This window comes from Mesorhizobium sp. M1312, assembly GCF_040318115.1.
GTDB lineage: Bacteria > Pseudomonadota > Alphaproteobacteria > Rhizobiales > Rhizobiaceae > Mesorhizobium.
Map to the genome: position 1 here is coordinate 190,807 of NZ_JAMYLQ010000008.1, position 16,869 is coordinate 207,675.

Consider the following 16,869-nt stretch of genomic DNA (forward strand, 5'->3'; position numbering starts at 1 on the left):
GCATCGATTTTCAAAGATTGATCTCTTGCGGTTCTCTTCACCCCGCTAGATGAGCCGTTTCAACTCGAGGGTACCTGGAATTCCGCTCAACCTCGGATGCCGACAAGAAGGTCGCGGCGCGAAATCGTGCCCACCGGCCGGTTGTCGTCCATCACCGTGATGTCCCCGCTATGATGGGTTGCCAAGTCGATGATAGTACCGATCTTGTCAGTAGCTAACACCGTCGCTCCGTTGTGATGCGTCGTGGCCGAAGGGTTCGGAATCGGTGTCATGATCTTGCGAGCGGTCACAAGTTCAAGTCTCGAAATGCCCTTCACAAAGTCTGCCACGTACTCGTCCGCGGGTTCCGTGACAATTTCTTCCGGAGTTCCAACCTGCACGAACCTGCCGTCCTTCATGATCGCGATATGAGTGCCTAGCCTGATTGCTTCATCGAGATCGTGAGTGATGAAGACGGTAGTCTTTTTGACGAGCTTAGCTAGTTCGAGGAACTGCTGCTGCAATTGGCGGCGAATCAACGGATCGAGAGCGGAAAATGGCTCATCCATCAAAAGGATTTCCGGATCTGCCGCCATGGCCCGGGCCAGGCCGACGCGTTGTTTCATGCCGCCGGATAACTCGTCGGGATATCTCGAAGCCCACTCTTCCAAACCTACGAGCTCTAGCTTTTCCTTTGCTGTCTGCAAGCGCTGGGCCCTGCCGACACCACGCAACTCGAGGCTCAGAGCGACGTTGTCTTGAACGCTGCGGTGGGGCAACAACGCCATGTTTTGAAACACCATTCCTACGCTCCTCGAGCGCAGATCACGGAGTTGAGAGTTGTTCAGTCGGCTCACATTGCGGCCGGCTACGATGATCTCGCCATCCGTGGGTTCCACCAAGCGGTTGATGTGTCTGATCAGAGTCGACTTGCCGGAGCCGGAGAGGCCCATGATGCAAAAAATTTCCCCCTCCGCGACCGAGAAGGATACGTCGGCAACCGCGGTGACCGCGCCGTACTTTTTTAATATCTCAGACTTGGAAAATCCTTGCTCCCGAATAGCCTGGAGGGCGGCTTTCGCGTTGTTTCCGAAGATCTTCCAGACTCCGGAACACTGAACAACGGGGTTGGTCATTGGATACCCTTGTTCATTTCAGCCGCCGGAGGCTGGCTGGAAGAGGCTCGAAAAGTGCGCACCGCATATACGATCGCCGCAGCTGGACCGCGGGCCCAGAATTCCCCTGGACGCTGTCGAGGCTGGGCGAGGGCTTGTGTGATCCGATCGAGAATGATCGCCAGCGCGACAATGCCGAGGCCTCCGATACTGGCGAGCCCAACGTCGAGGCGACCAATACCACGAAGCACCATCTGGCCGAGTCCGCCAACTGCGATCATCGAGGCGACCACCACCATGGAAAGCGACATCATCAGCGTTTGATTCACACCTGCCATGATCGTAGGCAGTGCCAGGGGAAGTTGAGCTTTCCATAGCAATTGACGATCGGTCGCGCCAAAAGCCCGCATGGCTTCATTGACCTCTTCAGGCACCTGGCGGATGCCCAAATGAGTCAAGCGGATCACCGGTGCGACGGCGAAGATCACGGTAACAATCACACCTGGCACGTTGCCGATGCCGAACAGCATGACAACGGGAACAAGATAAACGAAAGCTGGGATCGTTTGCATGCCGTCAAGGATCGGCCTCAGTATCATGTACAACAGCTCAGATCTGGTTGACAAAATGCCGAGCGGAAGGCCGATGGACAATGAAAAGACGAGCGCGGTAAGCACGATGGCCAGTGTGATCATGGTCTCGGGCCAAACGCCGATGAAACCCACAAAGACGAGAATGGCCGTTAGTGCAGTTGCGAGCCGCCAGCTTGAAAGCTGCCAGGCCAACAGCGCTATGAAGGCGATGACCAGGGTCGGCGGTGCAGCGGTCATGAAATGAGTGAGCGACTGCAGGACTGTGTCAAACGGCGCCTTGGCTGTCTGGAAGAAGGGTCGATAGTTCTCAACCACCCAACGCAATGCATCGCTTACCCATGAGGCGAGCGGCAATTTCCCGCAATCAAACGGATTCCAAAGGCCACATCCGTTCATTTTCGTTCCCCGTTCCAGATTTCTGAACTGGTTCAGCTGTAAGAGGTACCATGACTTGTCCCCGGAAGGAGGCGCAAAAAAATAGCCTGACGGGTGACTTTATTTCGGCCCCGGTCGCGAATGTTTCGAGACGCGCGAACATACCTGAAAGGCGGCGCAGGTGACACACTATGCCAGCTTTGGAACCCGGGCTCCAGCCTTTGACCTTCTGATCCGTGGGGCGGCTTACATAATGGTAGGGCGTTCATAGCGGGCGTCAACCAAGCGCGATGCCGGGTAGATGGGTTGTCTAATCGCAAAGGTGACGCCAAGTATCTTGCACTTCTAAGACGCGTGTGCCGGTTGCAGGGTTGTCTTCGCGGTCAACATCAGTTGCCGCTGCCTTCACGTCGAATGGAAACCGCCGTCTCTTTCATCGAAACATCGAGGCCGATATAGTCTTCCATGGCTGTTCTCCCTGAGATGCCTGGGCCCGGTGCGAATCGTGAGCCCGTATTTCCATCCTGTCTGGGAACAGCCACCCACTTCCATAGCTAAGACTTGGGCAGCTCGCTCCCGCGATTACCCTTTGTATTTTCGGTTTGCGCCCCTTCTTCGAGTGATGCCGTGATTTCGAGCCTCATAAATCGCATTCGTAATCGTCGCGGGTTACGGAGGATTACATCCTTCGGGGGATGTTCCGCGTGCAGGTCGAACGCGTGAACAGGCGCATCAGCGACACGATCCGACAGACCGACGAAGCACCGCCATAGGCGGAGCCCCGTTCACGTAACGGGCCGCAGCAGTTTTTTGGTACGGCCGCCATTTGATTATGTAACCTGACCAGTCACGAAGGTGCTTTCCTGCCGAGGGTAGCCAGACAGCGGGATTGTCAGCGTCCTTCGGTTCTCCCAAGCGCCCGACCGGATGCATGCTTCATCAGTGCCGTGCGGACACGTGCCGTGTCCATTGCTTTGGAAATAGATTCGCTCAGCCGGGCGCGTCCGGTCTTCGAGGTCGACGGACCTTGATGGGACGGCATCGCATATAGCGAAGGGCGCTGTATATGGTTCATCACAAATGGTTGGGGTGTCGCTGGTTATCGGACACTTGTGTCCCGGTGCATTGAGCGCCTCTTGCTTAAGATAGCGTGCCGCGCGATCATCGCGATTTTTGGAGCTTGAGATGGTTCGCCGCTATTACGACCTGCCCTCCTTGACTGCGTTGGCGGTGTTCGAGGCATCCGCGAGGCACCTGTCGTTTAAACTTGCGGCTTCCGAGCTCAACGTCACGCCCGGCGCGGTTAGTCGGCAAATCAAAGCGATTGAGGAGGAAATCGGCGTTCCTCTGTTCGTACGGCTTGGGAGCGGTGTCATGCTCACCAGCGCCGGGGAAGATGTTTATGCTGTCCTGGCAAGTGGCTTTTCGAAAGCCTCCGAGGTTGTCAGAACCGTCAAGCGCGGCGATCGCTCCAAGAATGTTACCGTTGCCTGCTCGGATGCATTTGCATCGATGTGGTTGATACCTCGCATGCCTGGTTTTTGGACTCGCTATCCTGACATTGCGGTCGATCATCTCATCTCAGACAATTCGCGAGATTATCGGCGCGCAGAAGTGGAATTGCGTATCCGCTATGGCTCCGGTTTCTGGCCCGATGAAAGCACCGAATTGCTTTTCAACGATCTCATTTATCCTGTCTGTGGCGCTGGGTTTGCCCAAGTCCACCGCGATGCCACGGCAGAGTCACTGCCCGAACTTCCACTCCTGCATGTCAACTGGGTCGATCCTGAATGGCCTGACTGGGACGAAGTACTGCGCCGCGCTGGCGTTCCCCATGGAGCTCCCCGTGGCCGCAGGTTTGGCAAATTCTTTGTGACTTTGCAGGCTGCTCAGGCTGATCAGGGTGTTGCCGTCGGTTGGCATAGGCTGGTGCGACAGTTGGTAAAAGAGGGCAAGCTGGTCAGGATTACAGATCTTGAGATACCTGCTCCTGGAGGATATTACCTCACTTGGAACGATAACCGAACGTTGTCGCCTGCAGCCGAGCTCTTCCGGACCTGGCTGACAGAGATCTCCGCGGAAGAACGAGCTATTTGATTGCTACAACTCGCGTCCAGCGCGCCTATGCATCGCCCAGAGTTTCAGCGGCACTCCGATCGACATGATCGGCTCCGGATAGAGCCGAACCGGAGCTGGCTCGTTCAACGCGTCCGCAACCATCGGTTCATTGCTCTTAGCTGCAAGGTCGGCGGCTAGCATGCCATAGAGCGTGCCCTGCACCGTTCCCAGGCCGTTGCAGCAGCCGGCCACGAACACCCGCTCTTCAACTTCGCCAAATGCCGGCGCGGAGTTGAGGGAAAGGCACAGATGGCCCCCCCAACGAAATTCCATGGGTATCTCACTGAGCATCGGGTAGCGCGCTTGGAACGACCGATCGTGCGAAGCGCCGATCCGGCGGATCTGCTTGTCACTGGTAGACATATCCGGATTATAAGTGAAGGTGTTTCGCACGACGATGCGGTCGTCAATCCTGCGGAGGGTTGACCCCATGGGGTCGGCCGGGATCAAGCCCCACTGCGGGGCGCCGCCTAGGACAGCCTGCTCGCTCTTGGAGAGCGACCTTGTCATGCTGGCGTAGGTGAACACATGTAGCAGGCGTTTCTTGAAGAAGCCGAAACTTTCGAGATGGCCATTGACCGTGAGTATCAGCCGTGGCGCCGAAATCTCGCCTTCGGCCGTTTTCACCGTGTGCAGTTTGCCGGTGGTCACAGATGTGACCGGTGAATTCTCGAACAGCTGCACGCGGCTGGATAAACCTTCAGCAAGTCCGCGAATGAACCCCGCTGGCTGGGCCATCACCGTGCCCGGCGTGAAAGTGCCGCCGATGAAAAAGTCGGTTCCAGTGATTTGCTTCAGCTGCGGCCCGTCGAGCCGCTCGAACGGTTCGGCCAGGCCGGTCAGGTGGTTTTCAAAGTCGCGCAGGACGGCGAGACCATGTTCGGTCGCAGCTCCATGGAACTTGCCGGCCCGAAGAAAGAAGCGCTGCAATCCGTATTCGTCCGCCGCCGAGGCCGAGAATTCAATCGCGGCGCGGTTCATGCGGATGCGCTTGCGGTCGTGATCCTGGCTTCCGCCATAGTTCTCGCCGCCAAGTTCGTGCGGCAGGTCAATCATGAAGCCCGAGTTGCGCCCGGCAGCACCCCAGCCGACTCGCTGAGCGTCGACCAACACTATGCGCTCGTTCGGCACCAGTTGTGAGAGGCGCCGCGCGGCCGCCAATCCAGCAAAGCCAGCTCCTACAATGAGCCAGTCCGCTTTGTGACGGCCGCGCAGCACCTCCGGCGCCTTGGGAGGCGGAAGGATTCCATACCAGCCCGGCATGGATGTATCAGCAGGCGTGCGGACAGCCTCATGGTCGCTCATCGGTGCAACCAGGGCTAGTCTACCGAACGCGAGACCTTCGGATCGGAAATGTCCGCCCAGATGGTCTTGAGTTCGGTATACTGATCGTGGGCATGCAATGACTTGTCGCGCCCGCCAAAGCCTGAAAGCTTGAAGCCACCGAAGGGAGTCGTGACGTCTCCCTCGCCGTAGCAATTAATGGTGACCGTGCCGGCACGGAGGTCACGCGCGATGCGATGTGCCTTGCCGATATTGGCGGTGAAGATCGAGGCCGCGAGCCCATATTGCGTGTCGTTAGCGACCCGAAGCGACTCGTCGGCGCTCGCAACCTTGATGACCGAGAGCACCGGTCCGAAGATCTCTTCGCGCGCAATCGTCATTTCCGGCGTGACATCGTCGAATATGGTCGGCTCGATGAAATAGCCCTTGCCGTGCTTGTGGGCATTGCCGCCCGCCACGATCTTAGCGCCTTCCGCCCGCCCCTTCTTGATGTAGCCCATGATGCGGTCGAATTGTTCCTTCGATACGATAGCGCCTAGGCGATTGCCCGGGTCCAGCGGCTCGCCCAAGGGCCATTCCGTCAGCTTGTGAATAACCGTTTCGACAAGGCGGTCCTTGATCTTTTCATGAACGATCAGGCGCGAGTTGGACGAGCAATTCTCGCCCATGTTCCAGAAGACAGCTTGGGCGACATGCTGCGCGACAACGTCGAGATTCTCGGCATCGTCCAATACAATGCACGGGTTCTTGCCTCCGCATTCGAGCACGATGCGCTTGAGGTTGGACTTGGCGGAATATTCAAGGAATTTCCGGCCGACGTCAGTTGACCCCGTAAAGGCGACCATATCAATATCGGGATGCATGCCGAGAGCCTTGCCGGTTACCTCGCCCGGACCCGTGACAATCTGCAGGACGCCCGGCGGCAAGCCGGCCTCATGCGCTAGCTCGGCAATCCGCAACGTCGACATGTTGGTCTGCTCGGCAGGCTTCACGATCACCGAGTTACCGGTCGCGAGCGCCGGCCCAATCTTCCAAGCCAGCATCAGGATCGGAAAATTCCAGGGCAGCACGCAAGCGACCACGCCAAGCGGCTGGCGCACGATCATCGATACGACGTCGTCGCCCGAGGGCGACGTCTGGCCGTAGAGCTTGTCCGTGGCTTCTGCGTGCCATTCCAGGCAATGCAGCGCCTCGGGAATGTCAATGGTTTCGACGTCGTAGATGGGCTTGCCGCTCTCGATCGTCTCAAGCACGGCAAGCTCATGGGAGTTGCGCTTCATCAGCTTGACGAGGCGGCGCAGGACCCGCTTGCGCTCGCTCGGATGAGCCCGCGACCATACACCCGATTCAAACGCCAGCCGCGCCTTCTCGACAGCGAGGTCGACGTCCGCCTGGCCGCAGGAAGCGATCCTGGCGATGACCTGTCCTGTCGCGGGATTGATGGTCTCGAATGTGTCGCCCGATTGTGACGCCCGCGCCTTGCCGTCGATCATCGCGTTGGTTGGCAGTGGCAGGCTGTCCGCCAGGTTCTGGTACTCATCACGCGTTAATAGCGATGACATTCTCGGAAGCCCTCTTTTGCGATTTTGCAGTAATTGACGCGATGCCTACCTTAAGCGTGCGGATCGTCGTCTCGAGTTCGCGCTTCTGATCGTCGTCGAGCGCTCGCATCGGCCGACGCACTGGCCCGGCCGGTAATCCAGCCAATTCGCACCCGAACTTGATGCTCTGGACGAATTTGCCACCCTGTTCGAGAAGCCTCATCAGAGGCAGCAGCGCCGACATGATCTTGCGGCCCTTGGCGAAATCCTTCTCGATGACGCACGCTTCATAGAGCGCAAGATGCTCCGCCGGCAGGCAGTTGCCGGCGCCACAGACCCAGCCCTTGGCGCCCCAGGCGAAAAACTCGAGCGCCTGGTCATCCATGCCGCAGAACAGGTCGATATACGGATAGTCACGCGCCAGGGCGTGCAACTGGTTCATGCTGCCGCTCGACTCCTTGATAGCGCAGAAATTGGTGCTGCGGCCGACCCGATCCAGGAACTCTAGGTCCATCATCGTGCCGGTGCGGGCGGGATAGTTGTAGAGCATCACCGGCAGGTTGGCAGCCTTGTCGATTGCCAGAGCATGATTGGCGAGTTCGAGCTGAGTAGGCACAGCGTAGTACGGTGATCCGATCAGGATGCCGTCATATTTGAGGTCCTTGGCGACCAGCGCATAGTCGATACAATCCTCCGTCCGGATTGCGCCCACACCGGCAATCAGTGGAACCGCGCCCTTCGCCATGGTTTTGGCAAGCTTCAGCAGGCCGACACGTTCATCTCGCGATTGGGCGTAGTATTCGCCAGTCGTGCCGCCGACGATGATGCCGTGCACACCCGAGGCGACCAAATACTCGACCATGACGCAGAAGCCGTCGCGATCGATCGACCCGTCCGCATGGAAGGGCGTGGTGACGGGCGGAATAATGCCTTTGAACGACATCTGCCTGGCTCCAATTTGGGTTCAGGCTCGTGGTTATACGCAAGGATGGCGCGAGCAGCAGTCGAAATAAAATCACTCGACAAGCTACTTTTTTGCGCAAGCCCGTCCCAAAGCCGGCAGAGAGGGTGCCATGGAGGTTCACGAATGAGGAGCTCGATTTCGAGTTTTTGAGGCCTTGGTTGTCTGCGTTTTTCCATGTGCTCATTGGGCTTATCGGTTAGTTGGTACGGCGCACTTGGTTGAAGGCCCTGCCGGCCCGATCGGAGCGCTGTGGACAAGATCGGTGCCGTCAACCGCACTTGGCGTCTTTCCAGATCGGAAATTTGTGTCGGTCCAATTTCCGACACTGCTATTACTAAAACACGGTCCCACGCCGGGCCATGCCATCTGCAGCCAAGATGCAGCCTTTGGCAGTAAGATACAGCTCCCCGCAGAAGGAGGCACTTTGACGTTGAATTGGCAAATTGAACCCCTCAGCGTGGTTCCCCGGCTGGCGATGTCTTAGAGCAGTTCCATTGCGACAAACTCAGGTGTGAAGGGCAAACCTCGCTGAGAGTTAAGGAATCAAGCTGGGTCGCGGTTCGGGTCGAGGGAGTGTAGCGCGACGGGATCCCGACATTGCGGCACACACCAGTTCTGTTTTCCTTGAAGTGGGAGGAAAGCCCATATTCGCGACGTCAGACGCGTGGCGATCCTTGCGCAGATAGAAGGATCGATTGCATACCTCGACACGCTCGCCCCGCAAACTGACGAGCACGTACAGTCCCGTATACGGGCCACCTTGGAACTCGCGCAGGAGCCAGTCATACCCGAACCCGACTTGGATGGAGTAGCCTCCGCCTCATAACATTTGTTCTGGCCATACATAACTTTTCGTTCGGTTGTTTTGTGACAACTGTCTCGCTAGCATCACCGCATGATCCGCAGGTGAGGTAGACAACGAAGGACAGTCGCCGGAATGCGCAGCGAACCGGTGAATTTTTCGGACGGCTCAGTCGTCGAGATACATAGCTGACGCTGACGGCGGAATGACCTGCGATACGCGTATTAAATTGGCGCAAGCTCGTCTTGCTGGAGACCGCGGACGGGGCAGTTTGAGGTCGCTGACGGCCGGGACCAGGCATTTTGCCGAGGTTGAAAGTTCTCCGGCAACCGGTCGCCAGCTACCCCTGACGGCGAGTTCCGCAAACCGCAGGCTTCCCGACCTAGCTGGACCGATTTTCAAGCGATGTGAAAGGTCAAGATGTCCCACCCGTCGAGCTACGAAATTCCGATCACTGCAACCTTCACTGCCTATGACTGCCACTGTGAAGGCGACGTTGAGAAGGTTGTGGTTTCTGGGCTACCTGAATTACCCAAGGGCACTGCATTCGAAAAAATGAAGTTTTTCCGGCAGCACCACGACCACATCCGGCTATTCTTCCTGCGCGAGCCTCGGGGCAGCATGATCCAATCGGTTAACTTCATCGTGCCTTCGGAAAATCCCGAAGCAGTAGCTGCATACATTATTGCCGAGGCAGAAGAATATCCGGAGATGTCGGGCGGCAATACAATCAGTGTCGCGACCACAATGCTGAAGACTGGCATGATACCCATCACAGGCCCGATTACCCGGTTCAAGCTTGAAGCGCCTGCGGGGCTAATCGGAATCGAGTGCGATACCGCAGATGGAAAGGTCGGGCCGGTCAGGTTCATTAATCAACCGGCTTTCGCTTACTGCCTGAACAAGGCAATCCAATTGCCTGGCTTCGGCGAATTGGTCGTGGATGTAGGCTATGGGGGCATGACCTACGCCATTGTGGATGCACAGCAGTTTGGTTTCGACTTGGTTGCCTCAGAGGGGCGCAGGCTTTGCGACCTCGGACAGGAAATCAAGGCGGCGGCGGCGGCGCAGATAGCGGTGTCCCACCCGCTAAACCATGAGCTGCCGGGCATTACACAAACGATGTTCGTAACCCCGATTAAGCGCTCAAAGCAGGGTATAGAATCGAAGAACACCGTCGTCGTTTCACCGGGGCGTATAGATCGTTGTCCTTGCGGCACGGGCACCTCTGCACGCCTTGCTGTGCTGCACGCCAAGGGCGAGATTGAAGAGCGCGAGCAGTTCACACACAAGTCGCTGATCGATTCTACGTTCACTGCAGAAATCGTCGCAACCACTACAGTAGGCCCTTACAGCGCTGTCGTTCCGTCAGTCAGCGGCCGTACGTGGATCACATCAAAATGCTCCTACATTTTGGAGGAAGACGATCCCTACCCTACGGGTTATGCCATTTCGGACACTTGGCCAGAAATGAAGCTTTCAGTCCGTGCAGGTGCGCATTAGCACATGAGGATGAGCGCAAAAGATGAAGGCTGGCCAGTAAAACATCTAAACTTCGGGGCGGTGTGCGTAGTGACGCCTTGCCTATGGCAAGACCCTAGTCTCAAGCGTACGATCGTTACGGCAAGTTGGCAGGAAGTCCGAAACAGCCGGGAGCAATTCAAGATGCCACAAATCCCCATCACCTCACAAGAGGACTTACGCGGAGCTTATCTCAGACAGGCTATTCCTGCAGCAATGATATCATTTGTTATATGCGCCACCCTATTCCTCCTTCTTATAACATTTAAGATCGGCGTCATTCTGTGAACGTTCATCGCAATTAGCAATTAGCTTGCGCACGGCGGAGATCTCGCAGTTGCAAGGCGATCCGCGCGCTGCGGTACGACGAGTCCTCGGTACGCCTCGCCAACCTAGACTAGCACCGGGAGCCTTCCATCCCATCGATTTTGAACACTCTTGTTCTGATCCCTGCTTGCGGCAGAGTCCCCGTCCTCGCACCAGCCGCCTGCTCCTCCAGCATCCCGATCTGGAGGAAGGTCAGGGTCTCAGGTCACGAAAAATCAAAAATAACTGGCGACCGGCTCGCCAATAACATCCATACGAGGAGTGATTCCGAGCCCTGGCAGATCGGGAGCAGTAATAAACCCCTCCCGCACATCAAAGGGTCCATCAGCGGTCTTCAGACCAAGGAAATCTCGAGTGCCGAGCACGCAGCGCAGGTTCTTTTGCGGTATTGTTTGGCCAAGGTGCACAATAGCCGCAATGGCTATGTCAGATGCGGTCGTTTCTTGCACGCTAATGGTATATCCGGCCGCGATGCAAATGTCCCTATGACGGCGCCCCTTCGTAAGGCCACCATTCTTCGAGATTTTGAGACCGATACCCTCCGCAACGTCATCAGCGATAAGCTGAATGATGTTGGGGTCGTCCACCGCTAGCTCATCAAAAAAGATTGGTACGTTTGAACGTCTTCGCAACGAAACGCACTCCCGCCATGTCGCACATGGAGCTTCCAACACGAAATCAAGACCGGTTGGAAGCAGTCGAAGCATGCGAAGCGCGGACTCAACAGTCATGCCTCCGTTAGCATCGACAATAAAAAATTCGCCAGGCTGCTTATCAGCCAACGAAGCCTCAATGCGAGCAGCGTCTAGCGCTGGATCGTCGCCGATTTTAACAGAATGTCCGCGATATCCTTTTGCGCGGTAATCGGCGACTCGCTGGCGCATTTCCTCGGGACTACCTACTCCCACTGACGAAATAACGGGCAATGCGAAATTGGTGCGTCCCCCAAGCAGGTCGCAAACGGGCAATCCAACGGATTTTCCAAAGATATCCCAGCAAGCGACGTCGAGCGGTGTCTTGGCGTGAGAATGCCCTAAAAGCGAGACGTCCATGATCTCATTGACTCGATCGAGCCTTCGAGGGTCAAAACCAATGAGGTTGGGAGCAATTTCCTCAATGCCGGCACGCACGCCTAAGGCGTGCGCAGCAATGTAGTTCGGACCGAATGGTGTGCTTTCACCCCAACCTTCAATGCCATCATCCGTGGTGACCCTCACCAGCGTAGTGTCGAAGCTGCTATATTCTCTACCGCCGGACAGCGTGTAGACGCCGCCTACATACGGCATATCTATCTTGAAAACATCGATGCGCTTGATTTTGAGCTTTGTCACTGGATGATCCTTCACTCAGGAATTGTAAGAACTAGCTTGCCGCTAAGAGTTTTCGATAGGAAATCTTGTTGTGCGGTAACTATATCTTTTAACGCATAAGCCTTGGCGACTAGCGGACGTATCTCGCCATGTTCGATGTAAGATACGATCTTTCTTATCACGAACTAATCTTGGAAAGTGCAACCGAAAAAAGTCAGATCCTTGAGGTAAAGAGTTCGCACATCGAGTTCGACGATAGGGCCAGCAATTGCACCTGCCACGGCGTATCTGCCTCCCGGTTTCAGTACGTCGAGCAGTTCTCTAAAGTCTGGGCCAGCGGTTACATCGAGAACAACGTCAACGCAATTCCGCCCGAGAGCATCCACGATACTCTCACCGCGCGGATGCACCCTATTTGCCCCAAATTGTAGCATTAGCTCGGACTTAGCTGAGGACGCAACCGCAGTGATTGAAGCACCACGACGCTTCGCAAGCTGGATTGCAGCCGAACCGACTCCACCAGACGCTCCGGTTATGAGTATGTGGTCACCCGCTTGGACGTGCGCCCTGTGCAACATATTCTCGGCCGTGGAGTATGCGCACGGGGTTGATGCTAATTCGATGTCCGACCAATCGCACTCGACTCGATAAGTCTCACGCGAGGGCGCTTTGGTGTACTGGGCGAAAGCGCCGTCTACTTCCGAGCCAAAAGTCCAAATCTCCCAGGGGCGATAGTCAACGTAGGACTGAAATACGTTTCGGACAATAACGCGTTCGCCAATCCTTCGCGAGTCCACCCCCTCGCCGACGTCTACGATGTAGCCGCAACAATCTCCACCTTGAATTCGCGGGAACGATATGGGCGTGCCAGACCAGCTTGCGTCCGTGTCTTTAACCTTTACAAATCCAGTAGTTCCACCTTTTCCCGTTCCACTTTTCACTGATTTTGAATACCAGCCGATACGGGTGTTGCTGTCAGTGTTATTTACGCCCGCGGCGGCAACGCGGATCAAAACCTCCCCAACTCCTGGGGTAGGCACGGGAATGTCATTCCGATACTCAAGTTTGTCGAAGCCGCCGTGTCCGGTGAGCAATACTCCGGTCATTACCTTAGGGACTGCGGCAGCACTGGGCAAAGATCTTGTTTGGATTCGAGGCATCGTGCATGTCCTGTATTCATCGTCGTTATAAGTGCGGCTACTGCCAGCTACCGTTCCCGGTGTTGTATGGCGAAGTGCCAATGTTGATGATGCCAAGAGGGCAAAATGCTCGCTGGCGGGGAAACATTATCTCCTTCAGGATACGCTACTCGCCTGTTACTTGGCGGCCCTCCCACATGGTAAAGCTAGCGCGGCGGCAAACGCCGAAACAACCGTATAAAAAGTCATGCCCTGCCAGACGAAATGTTATCGGAGGAACGCCATGCCAGTGTCTAATCGCGCCGGCCAAACGCTGGCGCATGAGCCCCGGTGCAATTGAAAGCTTGTCGCTACGCCGAGATTCCCTTGGGGGGAGCGGGTATTTTTTCACCGCGAAAGGCAAAGATGTCGGGCTTTGGGGCGCGAAGTAGGCTCATGCGCCCCCGCCGCATCCGACGTAGAACAGATTTTTCCTCGAGTGGGTTGCGGCTTGGAACGATCTGCCCAGACATCGGAATGTAGCCAGCCTCGCGCAGCATACGGTCGAAACGTGGCACGGTCTTGCGATTGGTCTCGCCATCCCGGCCTTCGGCCACAAGTCTCACATCTCCATCGGTGGCCGCTTCCGGCTGATACGACGCTGGAAAGCAACGGCTGCCACGCGCATGACCGGGCCAGGCTGCGCGAGGGGCGTATGGACCGCAGCAACACGGACTCCAGCGTCTGGGCCGACACCGCGTATCCGATCTGCCGCGAACGAGACCCACATGGCGCGCCACGGCTTTGTCTCGAAGGTCCACCAAAAGAAGCCGCGGCACTGCGACATGCCTGCCCCGACGCGGCGCGGCAATGCCAGCAAGTCCGTTATCCGCTCCCGCCTCGAGTATGTGTTCTCATATCAGATAATCAAGCGCGCCGAGATGAAGATCGGCATGGCCAATCTCGTCTACACCATCCGGCGCCTCATCCAAGCGTCAAAACTCAGTTCTTCGATCCTTCTGTCTCCTGCCCGTGCCGGACGAGTTCATCCACGACAACGCGAACTGTCCCATCAGCGATGCCTGGCCGGGGACGGTCAGCAAAGTTCCTCGACTTAGATCCCCTGAGGATGAATAGCGTCCGGCGCTCTGTCAGCGTGAGGCTTCACAGCCCGGGTGCGCCGGGCTGCAAATGTTACTTAGCCGCGGCCTTTGCTTCGGTAATCCAGCCATCCCATTGAGCGCGGTGATTTTTCCGCCACTCTTCCGCACTCTTACGAATGTCTTCTTCACTTCCGTGCCCTTGGTATATCAGCAGGCTTTGAGCGCTGATGTCTTCTTGCGGGATTTTGAGCAGCTCGAACCACTTCCGCGCTGCTGGATTTTTATCCAAGAAGGCGGTATTTGCGAGCACGCGCTCAGTGAAAAAAGTAAATCCGAGATTACCAATTCCAGGAACAATCGTCTCTGCGCCTTGCAGTTCTTTGGGAAGAGCGGTAAAATCGACGGTCAGCCAAACCACGTTCTTGCCCGGAGTAAGAATTGTAGTTAACCACATTGGGCTCCAAGAATAGTATAGAGTGGGCGTACCGGCTTTGATTCGCTGGATTGCGTCGGCGATGATCGCTTCGTAACTACCCTGAAGGTGTTGAACGGTATCGCGAAGGCCATAAACATCTAGATGATTCTCAATAACTCTCTCGCATCCCCAACCGGTTTGGCATCCATAGAGCTCGGCTTTGCCGTCTCCGTCGTTGTCAAACAGCTTTGCGATTTTAGGATCCTTAAGCTGATTGATGGTCTTAATGTTGTAAGCGTCGGCCGTCTTCTTGTCGATCAAGTAGCCTTGAAGGAATTTTTCGACCAATGTCCCGACTGGCTGAAGCTTGGATTTCCCTCCGGCCTTCTCCCAAAAAGCTGTATGAAGGGGATCGTCATATGTAGCGTAAAATGTCGCATCCCCATTTGCGACAGAGATTATGGCCGTCTGCAACTGCATGGAGGCAGATTTTTTTACGTCATACCCAAGATCCTCCAGCCCCATGCTGACGAGATCTCTTTCAAACCACTCGTTGGGGTAGTTCTGATCGGAGGGTTGGACTGAAATCCCGGCTCCTGGAAGTTTCTCTGCCGATCCAGCGGTACCAGTGATGGTGCACGCTAGCATAAGCGCCCCAAAGGACATTGCTATTGCTTCTACACGCATAGTTCGTCTCCCATTGCTTTCGGTAGATGTATTGTTGCCCTACCTAATTGTCATTGAAGTAACCGACCAGGCTAGGGGTGGCTTCACTGACCCTTTCAGCGCCTTCAGGACGGTTCGAGAGCCATCGCTTTGACTGGCCTAAAAACGCTAGCGGCGGGGGGAGCTACAAATCAACTGTATAAAAAGTCATGCACCGCACGAGTAAATGTTATCAGGCGGGCGATACGCTTGGGTGGCGGGCGATATCTGACGCGTCCTGACTTTTTGCTTTCCGGCGCTAGCGTTTCCGGATTGAGAACCGTGTGATCAGTCAGTTGAGGAGATCTGGACATGGTCTCGCCCGATTACGGTAACGGGGATCGCCGGCTGATGTTTTCGGCCGGTTAGTGAGCTTTCCAGCAGAGGGGCTTACCAAGGTGCGTGGAGGCGGCAAGCCCGCGATAGTAGTTTGACGAGACACCTGGCCCGACGTTGTTAGTCGTCTGAGTTCGGCACTATGATCCGATCATGCCCGACATTGAGACCGGCGATCTGGAGTTTGACGTCGTATTGATCTGACCAGAACCACGGCCGTGCCTCTTATGGGCGAGATGCACCGAGCATGTTCTCCGCAACGACTTCGCCATGATCTATCGCGTGTCCAACATTCTCCAGTCTGATAAGGTCTTTCCTAAGTGGAAAGGAAGCGCATTCTCCTGTCGCCCATATGCTTGGGTCGGAGGTGCGGGCAAAGGCGTTTGTCACAATTCCATTGTAGATGAGAACACCCGCATCAGAACCAAGCTGCGTTCTTGGCGTAATACCGATGCCCACGATCGCGAAATCGACCTCAAGCTGACTCCCGTCGGATAGCCGCGCGCCGGAAACGCGCCTCTCACCACAGGCGGTCGAGACCAATGCTTTCTCTGATCGTGACCCGTGCACGGTATGCAGGTCGCGGAAGAAGTCGGACGTCGCGGGGGCAGCGACCCGCTGCAGGATACGAGGCGCCATTTTCGATCAGGGTAACCTTGGCCCTAATTTTGCGCCGACGGCGGCCGCTTCCAGACCGATATAGCCGCCCCCGGGATGAGCAATTTGCGGCCGGCGCGGAATTCCACCGCCATCGCGTCCACATCTCCATCCAATTCGCCACCGACCGCTGCGGGCAGCCCCCGAGGGCTGGACCCTGTCGCCAGGACGAGTTGGTCATATAGAACGCTCTCTTCGCCCAACTTTACTTTTTTACTTTTTTGGTCAACCAATCGATTGCTGTGACGGGCGCGCCGAGCTTCAGGTCGATGTCGCTATCTTTCCAGAACGACGTGGCTCGGAGAAAAAGGCGTTCGAGATTGGTGTCGCCGAGCAGATATCCCTTGGGACAAGGGAGGGCGCTGATAGGGCGCGACAGGTTCGTCGCCGAGCATCGTAATCGCACCCGAAAGCCGAGGCGCCCGTGCCCTCGCGCAACAGAGGTTCCGGCTTGGCCTGCGCCTATTATCACGATGCCTGACATTTATTCTCCACCTGTCGTTGAGATGGGCCAACCGATCCTGGTTGAGGCGAAGCCGAACGCGCGCTGGTCGCTGGACTTCGTCCATGACCAGTTCGCCTGCGGGCGGCGGTTCCGGGTGCTGA

At 56.4% G+C, this 16,869-nt stretch carries 13 protein-coding genes and 1 pseudogene; 3 read left to right on the forward strand and 11 right to left on the reverse strand.

Annotation, left to right across the window (positions count from 1 at the left end; all coding sequences use genetic code 11):
• Positions 1-86 precede the first annotated feature (86 nt).
• A complete protein-coding gene (locus tag NKH36_RS12620; RefSeq protein ID WP_352961043.1) occupies positions 87-1,115 on the reverse strand; it encodes a quaternary amine ABC transporter ATP-binding protein in 1,029 nt (342 codons plus the stop codon).
• Positions 1,112-2,083 (reverse strand): ABC transporter permease, encoded by a 972-nt coding sequence (locus NKH36_RS12625; RefSeq protein WP_352961041.1) that lies wholly within the window; start codon positions 2,081-2,083, stop codon positions 1,112-1,114. Before NKH36_RS12625 ends, NKH36_RS12620 begins: the two co-directional genes overlap by 4 nt.
• A 1,164-nt stretch (positions 2,084-3,247) precedes the next feature.
• Between NKH36_RS12625 and NKH36_RS12630 the strand changes: the two genes are divergently transcribed.
• Entirely contained in the window at positions 3,248-4,159 is a 912-nt protein-coding gene (locus tag NKH36_RS12630) for a LysR substrate-binding domain-containing protein (protein ID WP_352961039.1), read from the forward strand.
• Positions 4,160-4,162: 3 nt separating this feature from the next.
• Here the strand turns inward: NKH36_RS12630 and NKH36_RS12635 are convergent, their stop codons facing one another.
• From NKH36_RS12635 to NKH36_RS12645, 3 genes are read right to left on the reverse strand one after another with little or no spacing between them, the layout of a single operon-like run.
• Entirely contained in the window at positions 4,163-5,485 is a 1,323-nt protein-coding gene (locus NKH36_RS12635) for an NAD(P)/FAD-dependent oxidoreductase (RefSeq protein ID WP_352961037.1), read from the reverse strand.
• A 14-nt stretch (positions 5,486-5,499) separates the two neighbouring features.
• The gene (locus NKH36_RS12640) at positions 5,500-7,026 is read right to left on the reverse strand and encodes an aldehyde dehydrogenase (protein ID WP_352961035.1); all 1,527 of its coding nucleotides are present in this window, start codon (positions 7,024-7,026) and stop codon (positions 5,500-5,502) included.
• Positions 7,004-7,948: a dihydrodipicolinate synthase family protein gene (locus tag NKH36_RS12645; protein WP_352961033.1), complete on the reverse strand. Its 945-nt coding sequence runs from the start codon at positions 7,946-7,948 to the stop codon at positions 7,004-7,006. The genes NKH36_RS12640 and NKH36_RS12645 overlap by 23 nt, the downstream gene beginning before the upstream one ends.
• Positions 7,949-9,191: 1,243 nt before the next feature.
• Here NKH36_RS12645 and NKH36_RS12650 point away from each other — a divergent pair.
• On the forward strand, positions 9,192-10,274 hold the full coding sequence (locus NKH36_RS12650; RefSeq protein WP_352961031.1) for a proline racemase family protein: 1,083 nt from the start codon (positions 9,192-9,194) through the stop codon (positions 10,272-10,274).
• Positions 10,275-10,834: 560 nt separating this feature from the next.
• Here NKH36_RS12650 and NKH36_RS12655 read toward each other — a convergent pair.
• Both NKH36_RS12655 and NKH36_RS12660 read right to left on the reverse strand, forming a co-directional pair.
• The gene (locus tag NKH36_RS12655; protein ID WP_352961030.1) at positions 10,835-11,950 is read right to left on the reverse strand and encodes a mandelate racemase/muconate lactonizing enzyme family protein; all 1,116 of its coding nucleotides are present in this window, start codon (positions 11,948-11,950) and stop codon (positions 10,835-10,837) included.
• 11 nt (positions 11,951-11,961) lie between these two features.
• Positions 11,962-13,089: pseudogene (locus tag NKH36_RS12660) on the reverse strand (alcohol dehydrogenase family protein).
• A 746-nt stretch (positions 13,090-13,835) separates the two neighbouring features.
• On the opposite strand from NKH36_RS12660, the gene NKH36_RS12665 reads away from it, so the two are divergent.
• The gene (locus NKH36_RS12665) at positions 13,836-14,165 is read left to right on the forward strand and encodes a hypothetical protein (protein ID WP_352961029.1); all 330 of its coding nucleotides are present in this window, start codon (positions 13,836-13,838) and stop codon (positions 14,163-14,165) included.
• Between the two features lie 76 nt (positions 14,166-14,241).
• Here NKH36_RS12665 and proX read toward each other — a convergent pair whose 3' ends face one another.
• From proX to NKH36_RS12685, 4 genes are all read right to left on the reverse strand, one after another.
• Positions 14,242-15,252 carry a glycine betaine/L-proline ABC transporter substrate-binding protein ProX gene (gene proX, locus NKH36_RS12670; RefSeq protein WP_352961028.1) on the reverse strand — a complete coding sequence of 337 codons (1,011 nt, stop codon included), beginning with the start codon at positions 15,250-15,252 and terminating at the stop codon, positions 14,242-14,244.
• A gap of 474 nt (positions 15,253-15,726) precedes the next feature.
• Complete coding sequence (locus tag NKH36_RS12675) at positions 15,727-15,783, reverse strand: hypothetical protein (protein WP_352961072.1); 57 nt, start codon at positions 15,781-15,783, stop codon at positions 15,727-15,729.
• 48 nt (positions 15,784-15,831) lie between these two features.
• Complete coding sequence (locus NKH36_RS12680) at positions 15,832-16,245, reverse strand: FAD-dependent oxidoreductase (protein WP_352961027.1); 414 nt, start codon at positions 16,243-16,245, stop codon at positions 15,832-15,834.
• Between the two features lie 223 nt (positions 16,246-16,468).
• Positions 16,469-16,747, reverse strand: coding sequence for an FAD/NAD(P)-binding oxidoreductase (locus NKH36_RS12685; RefSeq protein ID WP_352961025.1), 279 nt, complete (start codon positions 16,745-16,747; stop codon positions 16,469-16,471).
• Between the last annotated feature and the right edge of the window lie 122 nt (positions 16,748-16,869).

Coding starts and splice junctions, on each gene's coding strand:
- NKH36_RS12620 (WP_352961043.1), bottom strand. CDS start 1,115: ATGACCAACCCCGTTGTTCAGTGTTCCGGAGTCTGGAAGATCTTCGGA.
- NKH36_RS12625 (WP_352961041.1), bottom strand. CDS start 2,083: ATGAACGGATGTGGCCTTTGGAATCCGTTTGATTGCGGGAAATTGCCG.
- NKH36_RS12630 (WP_352961039.1), top strand. CDS start 3,248: ATGGTTCGCCGCTATTACGACCTGCCCTCCTTGACTGCGTTGGCGGTG.
- NKH36_RS12635 (WP_352961037.1), bottom strand. CDS start 5,485: ATGAGCGACCATGAGGCTGTCCGCACGCCTGCTGATACATCCATGCCG.
- NKH36_RS12640 (WP_352961035.1), bottom strand. CDS start 7,026: ATGTCATCGCTATTAACGCGTGATGAGTACCAGAACCTGGCGGACAGC.
- NKH36_RS12645 (WP_352961033.1), bottom strand. CDS start 7,948: ATGTCGTTCAAAGGCATTATTCCGCCCGTCACCACGCCCTTCCATGCG.
- NKH36_RS12650 (WP_352961031.1), top strand. CDS start 9,192: ATGTCCCACCCGTCGAGCTACGAAATTCCGATCACTGCAACCTTCACT.
- NKH36_RS12665 (WP_352961029.1), top strand. CDS start 13,836: ATGGCGCGCCACGGCTTTGTCTCGAAGGTCCACCAAAAGAAGCCGCGG.
- proX (WP_352961028.1), bottom strand. CDS start 15,252: ATGCGTGTAGAAGCAATAGCAATGTCCTTTGGGGCGCTTATGCTAGCG.
- NKH36_RS12680 (WP_352961027.1), bottom strand. CDS start 16,245: ATGGCGCCTCGTATCCTGCAGCGGGTCGCTGCCCCCGCGACGTCCGAC.
- NKH36_RS12685 (WP_352961025.1), bottom strand. CDS start 16,747: ATGTCAGGCATCGTGATAATAGGCGCAGGCCAAGCCGGAACCTCTGTT.